Below are 16,998 nucleotides of genomic sequence, written 5' to 3' on the forward strand. Positions count from 1 at the left end.
CCCTCCTTGCACTTGAATTTGTCAGAAGAAATAGGGTTAAATTTCCATTTAATAAATATATCCTACCTGTTTAAAGTTAATATTAGGTAAACAGGAGTTGAACAACGCGTAAATTAATGTTGAGGGAGTTCTTCTTTAAATCTCCGGGAATTGCAAAAGGAGTCTTCATACGCGAAGACTCCTTTCTTGATCCTGCTCATATGATGTTGTAACAAGCAACTGTAAAGAAGCTCTATACCAGCGCCTTCAACGCGATATCCGTCCGGTTATGCTTCCCTTCGAACGCAATTGACTCCGCCCGTGCATAAGCCTTCGCCCGTGCCGCAGCGATATCCGCTCCAAGACCGACCACGCCGAGCACACGCCCGCCATTCGTTCTCCAGGTTCCATCGGTATCGCGGGAGGTTCCTGCATGGAATACAATCGTCCCTTCCTGCTCTTCGTCCAGGCCAGTGATGGCAAGGCCTTTCGGATAGGATGCAGGATATCCGCCGGAAGCCAGGATGACGCATACCGCTGCGTCTTCGCTCCATTCGAGCTCCAGATCGGCAAGCTTTCCGTTCACGGTCGCAAGGAACACCTCGAGCAAATCCGTTTGGAGGCGAGGCAGCACGACCTGGGTCTCCGGATCGCCGAATCTTGCATTGAACTCGATCGTTTTCGGCTTGCCGTCCGGCGTAATCATCAAGCCGGCAAACAATACGCCGCGGAACGGACGACCCTCGGCTACCATCGCTTTCGCCGTCGGCTTGATGATCGTTTCGACCGCTTCCTCGATGATGGAAGGATCGATATGCGGCAGCGGGGAATAGGTCCCCATGCCCCCGGTATTCGGTCCTTGGTCGCCGTCATATACCGGCTTATGATCTTGGGCGGCAGACATCGGTTTGACGGTTTCCCCGTCGACAAAAGCCAAAATCGACATCTCCTGGCCCTCAAGAAACTCCTCGATCACGACCCGGCTGCCAGCTTCCCCGAACACCTTGGATTGCATAATGTCGCTGAGCGCCTTCTCCGCTTCTTCCAGCGTCCGTGCCACGGTTACGCCTTTGCCGGCTGCGAGCCCGTCGGCTTTCACCACAATCGGCGCCCCTTGGCGGCGCAGGTAGACCAGCGCCTCCTCGTAGTCGTCGAATTTCGCATAAGCTGCCGTCGGAATGCCGTACTTATGAAGCAGATCCTTCATGAACGTCTTGCTGCCCTCGATTTCAGCGGCGTTTTTGCGCGGACCGAATACCGGGATGCCCGTGCTGTCAAACGCATCCACGATGCCGTCCGCCAGCGGGTCGTCCGGTCCTACCACAACGAGACCCACCTGCTTCTCCACCGCAAAAGCCGTCAGCTTGTCAAACTCCGAAACAGCGATCGGCACGCACTCGGCCAACTGGCCGATTCCTGCATTGCCGGGCGCGCAATAAATCTTGCCTGCCTTCGGGCTCTTCGCCAGTGCCCATACGATGGCATGCTCCCTGCCGCCGCCGCCGATGACCAGAATATCCATGCTACCCCTCCTCATATTCCTATCCATTTTGGAAAAGCCCCTATCGGTTCACTGGGTAAATCGTCTACTCCGCACGAGTCCGTATCATCTACTACGGTATCGTTATCCCACACAAGTTCGTATCATTTCACTCCGTAAATCGTTTATCCCACAAATGATGTGAGAACCCGAGCAGCGATGGGCCCGGGCTCCTGGTGTTATTAATGTTTGAAGTGTCTTACGCCGGTGAATACCATCGCGATGCCATGCTCGTTTGCAGCCTTGATGGACTCCTCATCCTTAATGGAGCCGCCCGGCTGAATGATGGCGGTAATTCCTGCTTTCGCGGCCAGTTCAACCGTATCTCCCATCGGGAAGAACGCATCCGATGCCAGGACAGCGCCCTTTGCTTTCTCGCCTGCCTGCTCAACCGCAATGCGCGCCGAGCCTACGCGGTTCATTTGTCCTGCGCCGACGCCCACGGTCATATCGTCTGCCGCCAATACGATGGCGTTGGACTTCACGTGCTTTACGACCTTCCATCCGAAGAGCAGCTGCTTCAGCTCCGCTTCGGTCGGCTCGCGGTCGGTCACAACCTTCAGGTCAACCGGATCCAGGGAATGCACGTCGCTCTCCTGAACGATCATGCCGCCTTCAATCGTCGTAACGGCGAGCGTGCTTTGACGCTCCTTCGCCGAACCGAACTCGCCCATTTTCAGCAGGCGGATGTTTTTCTTCTTCGTCAGAATTTCGAGCGCTTCCGGCGTAAAATCCGGGGCCAGGATAATTTCAAGGAAAATTTCCTTAAGCAGCTCGGCCGTAGGCGCATCGATCGTCCGGTTCGCGGCTACGATCCCGCCGAAGATGGAGGTTGGGTCCGCGTCGTACGCTTTTTTGTAAGCTTCCAATACATTTGCGCCAATTCCGACGCCGCACGGATTCATGTGCTTCACGGCAACGACCGCAGGCTCGTCGAATTCCTTAACGATCTGCAGCGCGGCGTTCGCGTCATTGATGTTATTGTAGGACAGCTCCTTGCCGTGCAGCTGCTCGGCTGTCGTAAGCGTACCGGCAGGTGCCAGCGGCTTGCGGTAAAATGCCGCCTTTTGATGGGGATTTTCGCCGTAACGAAGATCCTGGATTTTTTCATAAGTGACGCTGAAGCGTTCAGGGAGCGGATCGCCGGTTACGTTCGACAAATATTCGGAGATTAATGTGTCGTAAGCGGCCGTGTGGCGGAACACCTTGGCTGCAAGCCGTTTGCGTGTTTCCAATGTCGTATCTCCGCCTGCACGGACCTCCTCGATCACCTGGCCGTAGTCCGCTGCGTCGACAACAACGCTTACGAATGCATGGTTTTTCGCAGCCGAGCGCAGCATCGTCGGTCCGCCAATGTCGATATTCTCGATGGCATCCTCATACTCGACATCCGGCTTGGCAATCGTCTCCTGGAACGGATACAGATTCACGACCACGAGGTCAATGTAATCCAGGCCCAGCTCCTTCATCTGACGCTGATGATCTTCACTGTCGCGAATCGCGAGCAGCCCGCTGTGCACCGCAGGATGGAGCGTCTTTACGCGGCCGTCTAAAATTTCAGGGAAGCCTGTCACATCCGAAATGCCGATGACAGGAACGCCTTCTTTGGCGAGCAGACTCTTGGTTCCTCCTGTCGAAATAATCTCTACACCCAATGAAGACAACTCACGGCAAAATTCCACGATGCCGGTTTTATCCGAAACGCTGACCAATGCTCTTTTGATACCCACGTCCATACCCCCTCATTTGAATGAAAAAAACTCTTACCTTACGACATCCGCCATCTTGCGAGAAACTGCTCAATCCCTTTTTCCCCTTGAAAAAGGGATCGTCCGTCGCATCCTAGCCGCACTGCGACTTCGGCTCAACAAATACTTAAAAGGGTCTTGTGTGCGGTTTTCGGTGCCTTTTCGACTCAACAAGTGCCTAAAAGGGACTTGTTGGCGGCTTTCGGCTCCTTTTCGGCCCAACAAGTACTTAAAAGGGTCTTGTTGGCGGCTACTCTTCACCTCGCCCCGCTGCGCGGTCCGAGAAATGCCTGTCCTACTCAACACAACGTTTTCTGTCGCCTCGTTCTGCAAAAACGGCCTGTCTTGAATCCGAAGATGCTGTCGATACACGATAATTCCAAATTATTTCCCGAGAAATATCGAACATGTCGATTGGCTGTGCAAGCTTGTCCTCTTTTAGAAGAAAACCGCCCGGAAATAATCCATCCATATCCGTCAGCACTCGCGTTAAAGGAACAAATCATCGGCATCGAACCTGCACGAACCTGTAGCGAGCCTACAGCGAACCTGCCAGAATACCAACATACTAGATTTACTAGCCCTAAGTTAGATTTTACGCAACCTAATGTTCGACTTCCTGTACTTTATCAGCTATAGTCACATGCCGCCCGTTCAGCGAAACCCGGCCCTCGGCGAACCACGATACGACTTCATAATACAGCTTCTGTTCGACCTCATGGATCCGTTCCGCCAGCGCAGCCGCGTCATCGCCTTCCCGTACTTCGACAGCCCGCTGGGCAATGACGGGACCTGTATCCATGCCTCCGTCTACAAAATGCACGGTTACCCCCGTCATCTTCACGCCGTACTCGATTGCCTGGCCGATGGCATCCTTGCCAGGGAAAGCCGGCAGCAGGGACGGATGGATATTGACGATTCGCCCGCTGTACGTTTCGACAAACGATGGACTGAGCAGCCGCATGTATCCGGCAAGCACGAGCAAATCCACGTCCCGGCGGTCCAGCTCCGTCACAATTTCGCGCTCATACGCTTCCTTCGAGGCATAAGCTTTCGGTTGAAAAACAAACACGTCAACATCCGCTGCCTTCGCCAGCTCTACGACGGGAGCCTCCGGCTTGTCGCAGACTAGCAGCCGGATTTCCGCTCCCAGCAAGCCCTTTCGCTGAGCCTCCACCAAAGCCTGAAAATTACTGCCTCTCCCGGAAGCGAATACCGCAATCCGATTGGCCTTCATTACACTTTAGCCCCCGTAAAGGTGACGACACGCTCGCCTTCCGTAACGCGGCCGATCACGTAAGGCTCTTCACCCGCCGAGCGGAGATACGCCAGCGCTTGATCCGCATCGCTCTCGTTCACGACAAGAACCATGCCGATCCCCATATTGAATGTCGTAAACATGTCTTTATTGGAGATGCTGCCCTTCTCCTGCATCAGCTTGAAGATCGGCAGAATCGGCCAGGTTCCGTACTCAATGTCGACATTGACGCCATCCGGCAGCATACGCGGAATGTTCTCGATGAATCCGCCGCCCGTAATATGTGCCATGCCCTTCACTTCGATCTCTTTCAGCAAGCCCAGCAGCGGTTTGACGTAGATTTTGGTCGGTGCCAGCAGCACGTCGCCAAGGCGTCCCCCCAATTCGGGAATCTCCTGCTGCAGCGAGTACCCGGAATCCTCCAGAAGCAGCTTCCGCACGAGCGAGAACCCATTGCTGTGCACCCCGCTGGAAGCCAGGCCGATCACGGTATCGCCCGCCGCGATATTCGAGCCGTTAATCATTTTGGGCTTGTCGACAATGCCCACCGTGAAGCCGGCAATGTCATACTCCCCCTCGCTGTACATGCCCGGCATTTCCGCCGTCTCCCCGCCGATCAGGGAGCAGCCGGCTTGGTTGCAGCCATCGGCAATGCCTTTGACGATCGATTCGATTTTGGCAGGAATCACCTTATCGCAGGCCAAATAGTCGAGAAAAAAGAGCGGTTCCGCGCCTTGCACCACAATGTCGTTCACGCACATGGCTACCGCATCGATTCCGATGGTGTCATGCTGGTCCATCGCGAATGCAAGCTTCAGCTTCGTGCCAACGCCATCGGTGCCCGAGACGAGTACCGGCTCTTCATATTGTTCTTTATTCAGCTTGAACAGGGCGCCGAAACCGCCGAGATCCGTCATGACTTCAGGTCTGAATGTCGTTTTGACATGCTTTTTCATCCGCTCTACCGCTTCGTTGCCTGCTGCGATATCTACGCCTGCTTGTTTGTAAGTATCCGACACGCGTCTAACACTCCTTTTCATTTAAAAGAAAGAATCAGTGCACTAATCATTTATGGCCTTAATCAATCATCCGCTAAACGGTGCAACACAACAGCCAAATACGGAGATAAGTCCTGTTCGCCATTCCCCTTGGTCTCAAGTCCCTGCGTCGATACTCAATAGGAATGACGTGACGTATCTTGGGCCTCATACCAGGTATCTCCATGGTTTTGTACGAAAAGTCGGCTCATGAGGTCCCGCTTCCCGAGAACGCCACTAAGAAAGAAAAGACAGGAGGAAGATAGGATTGTTATCGTTGGCCATGAAGGCTAGTGACGCCCCCCTTAGCAACCGCAGTCTGAACACTTAGCTCATAGCTCATAGCTCATAGCTCATAGCTCATAGCACTTGGCCCAAGACTGAGCACTGAGCACTGAGCACTGAGCTCACAGCACTCTAGCTCATAGCACTTAACTCAGCACTTAGTACTTAGCAGCTAACCCTTAACAGCTGCAGCCCATCTTCTCTTCCCCGTCAAAATCAATTGGTGTCGGGTAATCATTGTCGAAGCAAGCAAGGCATAAACCGCCTTTATAGCTCTGCTCGTCGTAACCGCCGATGGCCGAGATCAGCCCCTCCACACTAAGGAACGACAAGGAGTCGGCATTGATCTCCTGGCAAATTTCCTCGATGCTCTTGGAAGAAGCGATCAGCTCCCTGCGGTCCGGCGTGTCGATGCCGTAGAAGCAGGGATTTTTGAACGGCGGCGAAGTAATCCGGACATGCACCTCGGTTGCCCCCGCTTCGCGAAGCAGGTTGACGATCCGGCGGGAGGTGGTTCCCCGCACGATCGAATCGTCAATCATGACGACCCGTTTGCCTTCGACCACGCGGCGCACGGCGCTAAGCTTCATCTTCACGCCCTGCTCCCGCAGCTCCTGGCTCGGCTGGATGAACGTCCGGCCCGTGTATTTATTCTTGATCAGACCCAGCTCATAAGGAATGCCGGTCTGCTCGGCGTAGCCGATGGCTGCCGATATGCTGGAATCGGGAACGCCTGTCACGACGTCCGCGTCGATAAAAGACTCCAATGCCATCCGGCTTCCCATCCGCTTGCGGGCCGAATGCAGATTCGAGCCGTTCAGGTCGCTGTCCGGGCGGGAGAAATAAATGTATTCCATCGCGCACAGCGCTTTGCGGCCCGGCGCCGTATAACGCTCCTCACGCAAGCCTTCGCGGTCAAGAATGAGCAGTTCCCCCGGAGCGACATCGCGAATCGTCTCCGCGCCGATCACTTCGAGAGCACACGTCTCGGATGTGAAAATATACGCGTCGCCGAGGCGTCCCATCGTCAGCGGACGCAGTCCGTTTGGATCGGAGGCAACCAGCAGCTTGTCATTGGTCATCAGCAGGAATGCAAAGCCGCCGACTAGACGCTGCAGCGCGTCCTTCGCCGCTTCGACGAAATCCTTCGGCGAACGCGCGATCAAGTGCGCAATGACTTCGGTATCGCTCGTCGTCTGGAAGATCGAGCCTGCCTTCTCCAATTCGCGCCGGAGCATCGGCTCATTCACGATATTGCCGTTCGTGGCAATCGCCAGATTGCCTTCCCGGTATTTGAAGACAAGGGGCTGTGCGTTGGTAATCCGGCTGTCTCCGCTGGTGGAATAACGTACATGCCCGATCGACATGTTTCCCTTGAGCGATTCCAGCTTATCCTTGTCGAATACTTCCTTCACGAGGCCCATGTCGCGGTGATAATTGAAACTGTCCCCGTCGGCCACGCAGATGCCTGCGCTTTCCTCTCCCCGGTGCTGCAGGGCATGCAGCCCGTAATAGGATAGGGAGGCGGCATCGGGATGACCAAACACTCCGAATACGCCGCACTCTTCTTTTAGTGTATCGAATATATCGCTCTTACCTGTTCCCTCATTGTAGTAATCCCCTGTCCATAATCCTTCGGGTATCAGTTCATGAGACATGGAATGGCATCCTCCCAGACGGATTTCAAAGCCTCCACGGATTCATTCAGCGCAGAAGCACCGTTAATGTTCATGCTGAGCTTGCTTCCGCCAACAACGCCAAGCGCGTGGAATGGAACGCCGGACTCTTGAAGGAGGTTCTCCAGCGCATTTTTATGGTCCGGGGATACGGACAATACGATCCGGGATTGGCTTTCGCTGAAGAGAGCGATATCGCTGCGAAGGTCGGTCGACCATTCGATCGTCGCGCCGACATTGCCGCTGATGCAGCTCTCCGCAAGCGCTGCGGCAAGTCCGCCTTCCGACACGTCATGCGCCGATTGAACGAGGCCGGCTTGGATCGCTTTCAGCACGCCGCTAAGCAGCTTCTTTTCTTTCTCCAAATCGAGCTGCGGCGGCCGTCCCTCGGACACGCCATGCACCACGGCCTGGAACTCGCTGCCGCCAAGCTCGGCATAGGTTTCGCCGAGTACATAAATCAGGTCGCCTTCGTTCTTGAAGCCTTGCGTCGTAATATGATCCGTGTCGTGGATCAGGCCGACCATGCCGACAACCGGCGTCGGGTAAATCGCGCCTTTGGCGTTCTCGTTATACAAGCTAACGTTGCCGCCGATCACCGGCGTCCCCAGCTCGCGGCAGGCTTCCGCCATGCCGTCCACGGCCTTCTCCATCTGCCAGAAAATATCCGGCTTCTCCGGACTTCCGAAGTTCAAGTTGTCCGTGATCGCCAGCGGCTCGGCGCCGGAGCATACGATATTGCGCGCCGCTTCGCTGACGGCGATCTTGCCGCCGAGCTCTGGGTCAAGATATACATAACGTCCGTTGCAGTCTGTTGTCATCGCCAGCGCCTTGCGCGTGCCGTGAACGGTCACGACGGCCGCATCCGAGCCCGGACGAACGGCGGTGCTGGTACGGACCATATAATCGTATTGGTTATACACCCATGCTTTGCTTGCAAGGCTTGGCGAGCCGAGCACTTGCTTCAGCGCTCCTCCCAGATCCTTCACTTCGTCATATCGGAGCGTGTCGACCGAGGCTTGCTCTTTGTAATAAGCAGGCACCTCGGACGGTTTATTATATACAGGGCACTCGTCGACGAGAGCCGTAACCGGCATGTCGCCGACGACTTCGCCGTGGTGGAACAGCTTCAGACGGCCGTCATCGGTCACCTTTCCGACCTTGGCGCAAATCACGCCCCAGCGTTCAAAAATTTCACGCGCCTGCGCTTCATGCTGAGGCTCGACAACGAACAGCATCCGCTCCTGCGATTCCGACAGCATCATTTCGTAAGGCGTCATGCCTTCCTCGCGCTGCGGAACTTGATCCAGATACAGCTCAAGCCCGTTACCCGCTTTGCTTGCCATTTCCGCGCTGGAGCAGGTCAGGCCTGCCGCGCCCATATCTTGAATGCCGAGCACGATGCCGGAGTCGATCAGCTCAAGGCAGGCTTCCATGACGAGCTTCTCCATGAACGGATCGCCAACCTGAACGGCCGTGCGGTTCGCTTCGGACTCCTCCGTCAATTCGACGGAAGCGAACGTTGCCCCGTGAATGCCGTCGCGTCCGGTCGGCGGTCCGACGTAGAAGACCGGATTGCCGACCCCTTTAGCTACACCGCGCTGGATTTTGTCATGATCGATAATGCCGACGCACATCGCGTTGACCAGCGGATTGCCTTCATAGCTCTCGTCGAAGACAACCTCGCCTCCGACCGTCGGAATTCCGATGCAGTTGCCGTAGCCGGCAATCCCGGATACAACATGCTCAAACAAGTACTTCACGCGATCGCTCTCCAGCTTGCCGAAGCGAAGGGAGTTCAGGATCGCAACAGGTCTTGCACCCATGGAGAAAATATCGCGGATAATGCCGCCCACGCCAGTAGCAGCGCCTTGGTATGGCTCAACGGCCGAAGGGTGGTTATGGCTCTCGATTTTGAATACAACCGCCTGGTTGTCGCCGATATCGACGATGCCCGCGCCTTCGCCGGGTCCCATCAGAACGCGTGGTCCGCTGGTCGGGAAGCGGCGCAGCAGCGGCTTGGAGTTTTTGTATGCGCAGTGCTCGGACCACATGACGCTGAACACGCCGATCTCGGTATAGTTTGGCTTGCGTCCCATGAAGGAACAGATCAACTCGTACTCGCTGTCCGAAACTCCCATCTGTTTGTAAATCTGATGCTCTGCAATCTGTTCTGCCGTCGGTTCCTTAACGGACGTTTGCTGCGCCATGAGTATCCCTCCATGCCTGTAATATGGATGTGAACATTGCCTTGCCGTCCTCCGAACCGAGCAGGCTGCTTACCGCCCGCTCCGGATGCGGCATCATGCCGATCACGTTGCCGCGTTCGTTGCAGATGCCTGCGATATCCGCGACGGAGCCGTTCGGATTATCTTGATACGTAAATACGATTTGCCGGTTGTCCCGAAGCTTTTTCAGCGTTTCTTCATCACAGTAATAGTTGCCCTCGCCGTGCGCGATCGGAATGACGATCTCCTGACCTTCCGCATACTCGCGCGTGAACGGCGTTGAGTTGTTGACCACTTTCAGGACACTGTCATGGCAGCGGAATTTCATCGTTTCGTTGCGGCGCAGCGCCCCCGGAAGGAGCCCCGCCTCCGTTAAAATCTGAAATCCGTTGCAGATGCCAAGAATATATTTGCCCTCTTCTGCCGCCTTCGCCACCTCGTTCATAACCGGGGCGAACCGGGAAATCGCACCACACCGCAGGTAATCCCCATAGGAGAACCCGCCGGGCACCAAGATGCAATCGTACGCGGATAAATCCGTTGCCGTATGCCATACATAATCCACCGGCTGCCCGATTGTCTCTTCCACCGCTTTGTAACAGTCAATATCACAATTGGAGCCAGGAAAGACCAGCACTGCAAATCTCATGGTTTTAGCCCTCCAATTCATAACGGTAGTTCTCGACCACCGTATTCGCCAGAAGCTTCTCGCACATTTCCTTGACGCGCTGCTCAGCCTCTTCACGGTTATCCGTATTCAGCTCAAGCTCCATATACTTACCGATCCGCAGGCTCTCCACTTCCTTGTAGCCGATCGAATGAAGCGCCCCCTGCACCGCGACCCCTTGCGGATCCAAAACGCTCTGTTTAATCGTGACGTAGACCTTAGCTTTCAACATGTTCTCCTGCTCCTCCTCGAAATAATAAATGGTATAAAGGACTGCTCGTATTACAAGCTTGCTGCCGTCAGCCGGCGGTAAATATCGGTATAACGGCGTATCGTCTCCTCCACCACATGCAGCGGAAGCGGATCCGGCTCGCTGTTCTTGTCCCAATCGGAAGAAGCGAGGTACGTGCGTACAGGCTCCTTGTCCATGCTGTCGATCTCAATGTCCAGCGCATAGTTCGCTTCATCCCAGAAACGGGAGGAATCCGGCGTGAAAATTTCGTCGATCAGGACGATCTCGCCGTCGATCAATCCGAACTCGAACTTGCAATCGGCAAGAATGATGCCGTGCTTCCGGCAGTAGTCGCGGGCGAATGTGTAGAGCATCAAGCTTTTGTCCTGCAGCTGCAGAGCCAGCTCCTCACCCACAAGCTCCTTCATCCGGCCGAGCGAGATGTCTTCGTCGTGACCGACATCGTTCTTCGCAGCCGGCGTGAAGATCGGCTCCGGAAACGCCTCGTTCTTGCGCAGGCCCTCCGGCAGCTTAATGCCGTTAACCTCGCCCGTGGACTGATATTGCCGCCAGCCACCGCCGGTAATATATCCCCGGACTACGCATTCGATATCAATGCGCTCGGCCTTGCGGCATACCATGATCCGTCCGTCCAGCAGCGTTTTGTCCTTCACGGCATCCCCGAGCCGGTTCACGTCGGTATGCACCATATGGTTGGCGATCAGGTCCTTCGTCTGTTCAAACCAGAAGGCGCTCAGCTTATTCAGCACGGTTCCCTTAGCCGGTACGGGCGGCTCCAGGACATAGTCAAAAGCGGAAATGCGGTCGGTTACTACGATGAGTACATGCTCACCCAAATCATAAAGCTCACGGACCTTGCCCTTATAAAGCAGCGGTGCGTTGATCAGGTGGGCGGCGGTCGATAATGCCGGTAATGTCATAGGATCCTCCCATTAGACTACAGATTGTCTGCCTGTTTATTACACGATCTTGCAAAATTCGTTTCCAGCGCTTCGGGGCACAGTCCCCGGATTCCCGCAATTGCTCGTTGAAATCCGGGGACGGCCTATGCTTGCAATGCCAGCATTCCGTTTGGAAGGCTTTTATTCAGGAGACTGCTGCACTTCTAAATCATTCTGATTTGCAGAAATCGATCTTCTCCATGCTTATTGTAAAAAGCGGATAAATCCGCGCCTTAAACTATTCCAGGCCGAGCTTGGCAAAAATCGTATCGACATGCTTCAGATGCCAGCTTGGATTAAAGGCATCCTCGATTTCCTCGGGACTGAGCACTTCCGTAATAGCGGGAGTCGCCTCTACGATTTCGCGGAATTGACGCTGCTCCTCCCATGCCTGCATGGCACGCGGCTGTACGGTATCGTACGCCTGCTCGCGGCTGAAGCCCTTGTCGATCAGCTTCGTCAGAAGGCGGCCGGAGAATGGCACGCCGTACGTACGGGCCATGTTGCGCTTCATGTTCTCAGGGAAGACCGTCAGGTTCTTCACGATATTGCCGAAACGGTTCAGCATATAGTTCAGCAGCATCGTGGCGTCCGGCAGGATGATGCGTTCCACGGAGGAGTGGGAAATATCCCGCTCGTGCCACAGCGACACATTCTCGTAAGCGGATACCATGTGGCCCCGGATCACGCGAGCCAGACCGGAGATGTTCTCCGAGCCGATCGGGTTGCGCTTATGCGGCATAGCCGAGGAGCCCTTTTGCCCTTTTGCAAAAGCTTCCTCCACCTCACGCACCTCGCTCTTCTGCAGCGCGCGCACTTCGGTTGCAAACTTCTCCAGCGATGTCGCGATCAGCGCCAGCGTCGCCATATATTCCGCATGGCGGTCACGCTGCAGCGTCTGCGTGGAGATCGGCGCAGGCTTTGTGCCCAGCTTGCGGCAGACGAATTCCTCAACGTACGGGTCGATGTTGGCATAGGTGCCGACCGCTCCGGAAATTTTGCCGTACTGCACGCCGTCGGCAGCATGGCGGAAGCGCTCCAGGTTGCGGATCATTTCCTCGTGCCACAGCGCCATTTTCAGACCGAACGTGGTCGGCTCTGCGTGAACGCCATGCGTTCTGCCCATCATCGGCGTGTATTTGTAGGCAATGGCTTTCTCCTTCAAAATACCGATAAACCGAAGAATGTCCTGCTCCAGAATTTCATTTGCCTGCTTCAGCAGATAACCCATCGCGGTATCCACCACGTCCGTGGAGGTCAGCCCGTAATGAACCCATTTCCGCTCGTCGCCAAGAGTCTCCGATACGGCGCGGGTAAAGGCGATCACGTCATGCCGCGTTTCCTGCTCGATTTCATAGATCCGTTCGATATCAAAGGATGCATTCTGGCGAAGCTTCACCGTATCTTCCTTCGGGATTACCCCGAGCTCGGCCCAAGCCTCGCATGCGCAAAGCTCAACCTCCAGCCATGCTCTGAATTTGTTCTCCTCGGTCCAGATCGCCCGCATTTCCGGTCTGCTGTAACGTTCAATCATCGTTTAATCCTGCCTCCAAATATTAGTTTTCTCTACCCACTCCAAGGCGTCCCTGACATCCCCGCATAACAGGTTGATGTGTCCCATCTTGCGATTGGCCTTTGCCTCGCTCTTGCCGTACAGATGAAGCTTCGGCACGACGCCAAGCGACTCGGCGAGCTCGTCATGTTCGCCGAAGCGCTGCACCGCTGCTTCCAAATGCTGACCCAGCACGTTCACCATGACCACAGGGCTCAGCAATGTCGTATCACCTAGCGGCAGATCGCAGATCGCTCTGACATGCTGCTCGAATTGCGACGTTGCAGAGGCCTCCATCGTATAGTGGCCGGAGTTGTGCGGACGGGGCGCAAGCTCGTTCACGTACAGCTCCCCTTCCTCCGTCACGAACATCTCCACGGCCAGGAGCCCTACCGCGTTCAAGCCCTCTGCCACGCGTTCGGCAAGCTGGCGGGCCCTGAGCTGAATATCGCTTGGCACTCTCGCAGGGACGATGGATAGATGCAGTATATTGTTGACATGCACGTTCTCCGCCGGCGGGAAGCTCTTGACGCTGCCGCTTGGCGTGCGCGCCGCGATAACGGAAATCTCGCAGGCGAACTTCACGAACTTCTCCAGCACAAGCTCAGCCCCGCCGACCGCCAGCGTCTCGTACGCCGGCTGCAATTGCTCCTCGCTGCGAAGAACGGCTTGCCCCTTACCATCATAACCTCCGGTAGCCGTCTTTAGCACGCATGGAAGTCCAAGCTCGGCTGCTGCGGATTGTAAATCTTCCAAACTGTTGATCTCACGATACGGGGCGACCGGCACGCCTGCCGCTTCAATCGCCGCCTTCTCGCGCAGCCGATGCTGCGTCGTATACAGAAGCTTGCTGCCCTGGGGCACGTAAGACTGCTCCTCCAGCAGCTTGGCCACGCCCGCATCCACATTCTCGAATTCGTACGTAATGACATCCGCCTGCTCCGCTAGTTTGCGTGCGGCTTCCACATCGTCATAGCCTGCCGTAATCTGCTCGGAAATCTGTCCGAGCGGCGAATTTGGAGTCGGGTCGAGGGTGACGAACGAATACCCCATTTTGACTCCGTCCAGCGCCATCATGCGGCCCAGCTGGCCGCCGCCGAGGACGCCGATCACCGAGCCCGGCAGAAGCCGTCTCCCGGCAGCCGTCTGCTGCAATGTCTGACGCTCCGTCATAGGCTATCGCCGCTTTCCAGTACTTCGTCGCGAATCCGATCCCGGCGTGCCTGCACTCTGGCACGGATATCCGCATCCGAAGCGCCCAATATTTGCGCGGCGAGCAGCCCTGCGTTGACGGCACCCGCCGTACCGATCGCGACGGTAGCGACGGGAATGCCACCAGGCATCTGCACGATCGACAGGAGCGAATCCAGTCCGTTCAGCGATTTGGATTGCACCGGCACGCCGATGACCGGCAGCACCGTCTTCGAGGCCACCATTCCCGGAAGATGCGCCGCGCCGCCGGCGCCGGCGATAATGACGCGAATTCCCCGGCCCTCCGCCTCTTCGGCGTACCGGAACATCAGGTCCGGCGTGCGATGCGCGGATACGACCTTTTTCTCATACGGAATTTCCAATTCATCTAACACCTTGCATGCCTCGGACATCGTCGCCCAATCCGACTTGCTGCCCATAATGACTCCAACTTGTGCTGCCATGAGTACCCCCGCTTTCTCATGATTAATCTCGGTAACATTGAAATTCCCTGCAAAGCCTCCGGCGCTAACCGCTGTTTCCTCGAAAATCTTTGCGGGAAGCCAGTCACGCGCATTCGATACAGATGAAAAAAGTCCGATCCCGTAAACACAAAGCTGTGCAGGTCTCGGACAATCAAGGAATACGACGCTGCCGCCCGATGTCAAAAAAGACATGGTGGGAAAACGAGCTTAACGATCAAGCTGACCCGCCCAAGAAGCGGTCATCAAGCTTTGAAGCCCTGGCCCGCTCATCCTGCCGCACCGTGTGTACTCCCTCGTAGTCCGAAAATTTACGGTTTCCGGGTAGAGACTTCCGGGCCATATCCCCGGCTTTATACGAGAAATATTTAATTCTAGAATTTTTGTAAAACCCACAATTTCATTAATCTTGCTCAATCATTAATCACACTAAATAAGTTCTTTTGAACCTCAACATCCTCAGTTTATCAATCTCTAACACCCCATGTCAACCTAAACCCGAACATTCTCAAATATTGAAAATATAATGTTCGTATTTAACCAAACATATCATCATGGCTGCGTTAACATGTAAACAGAATCCCTGCGCGGGGATTGAACCATGCATACCGACCACAAGCCATCGGGAGGAACGCCCACATAACAACACTTCGCATCTCAAATGAAAAAAAGAAGGCACTCTCGCAAGATCCATGATCTGCTAGAGTGCCTCTATTATTGTATGTCTCACATTTGATTGAACCAGCCTCTATTTCACAACAAGCACCGGGATGGTTGCATGCTGGACAACATTGTGGCTTACGCTCCCGAGCACGAACTCGCGAATGCCGCCTAAGCCGCGGCTGCCGATCACGATAAGATCGATGTCGTTCTGTTTGGCATATTCCAGAATCACTTCGGCAGGGGCTCCCTGTATCATGTTGACCTGGCCGTTCACACCCGAATGCTCGATGCGCTCCTTGATTTCTTCTGTCGTCTGCACCGCAATATCGTAAACGTCTTTATTCAGTGAAGCCGGAATCGGAGCCAGTCCTTCCCCGACAAAAAAACGCGGAAAATCATAAGCATGAACCACATGCAGCGTAGCGTCCGGATTCGCCTGGGTCAGCTCGACCGCGCGTCCGAGTGCTTTATTTGCCGCTTTGGAGCCGTCGTAAGCCAGTAGAATGTTCGTAAACAGCATACAGGCCACCTCTTTCCTATGTGATAAGACTGAAGACCTACTGTAATATTATTTATTTACCCATAATGCCTCTGTTTGAACCGAGCCGTCTAACTTGCTTTAAGTGTAATCTCGTATGTAGGAACCGACTAAGATTACCTCCAGAAATACCCGTACAGCACCGCGTTCAAAAACAACAGCAGCGGTATGCCGATCTTGAACGATAAATGCCTTGTTTTATGACGCTTCCGATACATCGCTATCCATGCGCCTAAAGCGCCGCCGACCGCAGCCAGCAGAAACAGCGTCCGTTCCGGAACGCGGTCCCGTCCCAGCCTGGCACGCCGCTTGTCCTCGGACATCACCAGATAGGCAACCGCATTAATGAATATAAACCATACAATCAACGCGGTTCTCACGAATGCTCCCGCCCCCCATGACCAGCCGGTTCAATCGGTCTTTTACGCACGACCCCGGCCTGTATACTAACGTTCTCACCATATTATAAATCTGCATGATATAGAAGTACACCGGAAAACTCCCCTCCTTGGTGAGTGAGGGATAGCGTGTGTGACGTTGTGACACGATCGCATGTGTTGAAGATCCATGCCGTCGCAGCGATCGCATAATTCCTTGGCGGGATATGCAGACGAAAAGCGTAAGAAGCCGCCCATAAGAGCGACGCCGGCCGAATAAAGCGCCGGGCCTTCTTATAAGACGGCAAAAAAAGAATGATTAAAGGGTCTGTCCCGTCCCAAAGCTTACGATTCACCCTTCGGAATCTCATTCAGGCTCGGAACATAGTCCGCAGCCTTCTTCGGTTTCAAGGTTTTGCTCTCTTCGAGAATGCTTGCCTTGTTTTGCTGGTTCTCCGTTTTTCTTGCTTTATGGTTCGGCATGCCCTTCACCTCCTGTCCGTAGAATGGGCTATTGTCCCGGAGGTTATGCGGACAGGAGCAAAGATTAACGAAATACGTTTTGCCGTGCCTTGCGCTCCGT

Annotated in this window: 15 protein-coding genes and 1 riboswitch; all 15 genes read right to left on the minus strand. The window is 54.9% G+C overall.

Going from position 1 to position 16,998, the window contains the following annotated elements; translation table 11 throughout:
* Positions 1–232: 232 nt before the first annotated feature.
* The 15 genes from purD to NST44_RS01005 all read right to left on the minus strand — a co-directional run bounded on the left by purD (position 233) and on the right by NST44_RS01005 (position 16,898).
* Positions 233–1,501, minus strand: coding sequence for a phosphoribosylamine--glycine ligase (gene purD, locus NST44_RS00935; protein WP_340897391.1), 1,269 nt, complete (start codon positions 1,499–1,501; stop codon positions 233–235).
* A 200-nt stretch (positions 1,502–1,701) separates the two neighbouring features.
* Entirely contained in the window at positions 1,702–3,249 is a 1,548-nt protein-coding gene (gene purH / locus NST44_RS00940; protein ID WP_007132724.1) for a bifunctional phosphoribosylaminoimidazolecarboxamide formyltransferase/IMP cyclohydrolase, read from the minus strand.
* 622 nt (positions 3,250–3,871) lie between these two features.
* A complete protein-coding gene (gene purN / locus NST44_RS00945; protein WP_007132725.1) occupies positions 3,872–4,504 on the minus strand; it encodes a phosphoribosylglycinamide formyltransferase in 633 nt (210 codons plus the stop codon).
* On the minus strand, positions 4,504–5,544 hold the full coding sequence (purM, locus tag NST44_RS00950; protein WP_007132726.1) for a phosphoribosylformylglycinamidine cyclo-ligase: 1,041 nt from the start codon (positions 5,542–5,544) through the stop codon (positions 4,504–4,506). The genes purN and purM overlap by 1 nt, the downstream gene beginning before the upstream one ends.
* 482 nt (positions 5,545–6,026) lie before the next feature.
* Complete coding sequence (purF, locus tag NST44_RS00955; RefSeq protein ID WP_007132727.1) at positions 6,027–7,505, minus strand: amidophosphoribosyltransferase; 1,479 nt, start codon at positions 7,503–7,505, stop codon at positions 6,027–6,029.
* Entirely contained in the window at positions 7,490–9,733 is a 2,244-nt protein-coding gene (gene purL, locus NST44_RS00960; protein WP_007132728.1) for a phosphoribosylformylglycinamidine synthase subunit PurL, read from the minus strand. Before purL ends, purF begins: the two co-directional genes overlap by 16 nt.
* The gene (gene purQ, locus NST44_RS00965; protein WP_007132729.1) at positions 9,711–10,400 is read right to left on the minus strand and encodes a phosphoribosylformylglycinamidine synthase subunit PurQ; all 690 of its coding nucleotides are present in this window, start codon (positions 10,398–10,400) and stop codon (positions 9,711–9,713) included. The genes purL and purQ overlap by 23 nt, the downstream gene beginning before the upstream one ends.
* 4 nt (positions 10,401–10,404) lie before the next feature.
* On the minus strand, positions 10,405–10,650 hold the full coding sequence (gene purS / locus NST44_RS00970; protein ID WP_007132730.1) for a phosphoribosylformylglycinamidine synthase subunit PurS: 246 nt from the start codon (positions 10,648–10,650) through the stop codon (positions 10,405–10,407).
* Positions 10,651–10,700: 50 nt separating this feature from the next.
* Entirely contained in the window at positions 10,701–11,591 is an 891-nt protein-coding gene (locus NST44_RS00975) for a phosphoribosylaminoimidazolesuccinocarboxamide synthase (protein WP_007132731.1), read from the minus strand.
* A 259-nt stretch (positions 11,592–11,850) separates the two neighbouring features.
* Positions 11,851–13,146, minus strand: a complete 1,296-nt coding sequence (gene purB, locus NST44_RS00980) for an adenylosuccinate lyase (protein WP_007132732.1) — start codon at positions 13,144–13,146, stop codon at positions 11,851–11,853.
* A 3-nt stretch (positions 13,147–13,149) separates the two neighbouring features.
* Positions 13,150–14,337 (minus strand): 5-(carboxyamino)imidazole ribonucleotide synthase, encoded by a 1,188-nt coding sequence (gene purK / locus NST44_RS00985; protein WP_007132733.1) that lies wholly within the window; start codon positions 14,335–14,337, stop codon positions 13,150–13,152.
* Positions 14,334–14,819 carry a 5-(carboxyamino)imidazole ribonucleotide mutase gene (purE, locus tag NST44_RS00990; RefSeq protein ID WP_007132734.1) on the minus strand — a complete coding sequence of 162 codons (486 nt, stop codon included), beginning with the start codon at positions 14,817–14,819 and terminating at the stop codon, positions 14,334–14,336. The genes purK and purE overlap by 4 nt, the downstream gene beginning before the upstream one ends.
* 297 nt (positions 14,820–15,116) lie before the next feature.
* Positions 15,117–15,218: riboswitch (purine riboswitch) on the minus strand.
* Positions 15,219–15,585: 367 nt separating this feature from the next.
* Positions 15,586–16,020 (minus strand): universal stress protein, encoded by a 435-nt coding sequence (locus NST44_RS00995; RefSeq protein WP_007132735.1) that lies wholly within the window; start codon positions 16,018–16,020, stop codon positions 15,586–15,588.
* Between the two features lie 134 nt (positions 16,021–16,154).
* The gene (locus NST44_RS01000; RefSeq protein WP_007132736.1) at positions 16,155–16,418 is read right to left on the minus strand and encodes a DUF1294 domain-containing protein; all 264 of its coding nucleotides are present in this window, start codon (positions 16,416–16,418) and stop codon (positions 16,155–16,157) included.
* A 342-nt stretch (positions 16,419–16,760) separates the two neighbouring features.
* Positions 16,761–16,898: a hypothetical protein gene (locus NST44_RS01005; protein WP_007132738.1), complete on the minus strand. Its 138-nt coding sequence runs from the start codon at positions 16,896–16,898 to the stop codon at positions 16,761–16,763.
* Positions 16,899–16,998: the final 100 nt, after the last annotated feature.

The organism is Paenibacillus sp. FSL W8-0919, from assembly GCF_038003785.1.
Taxonomy (GTDB): Bacteria; Bacillota; Bacilli; order Paenibacillales; family Paenibacillaceae; genus Paenibacillus_AQ; species Paenibacillus_AQ lactis.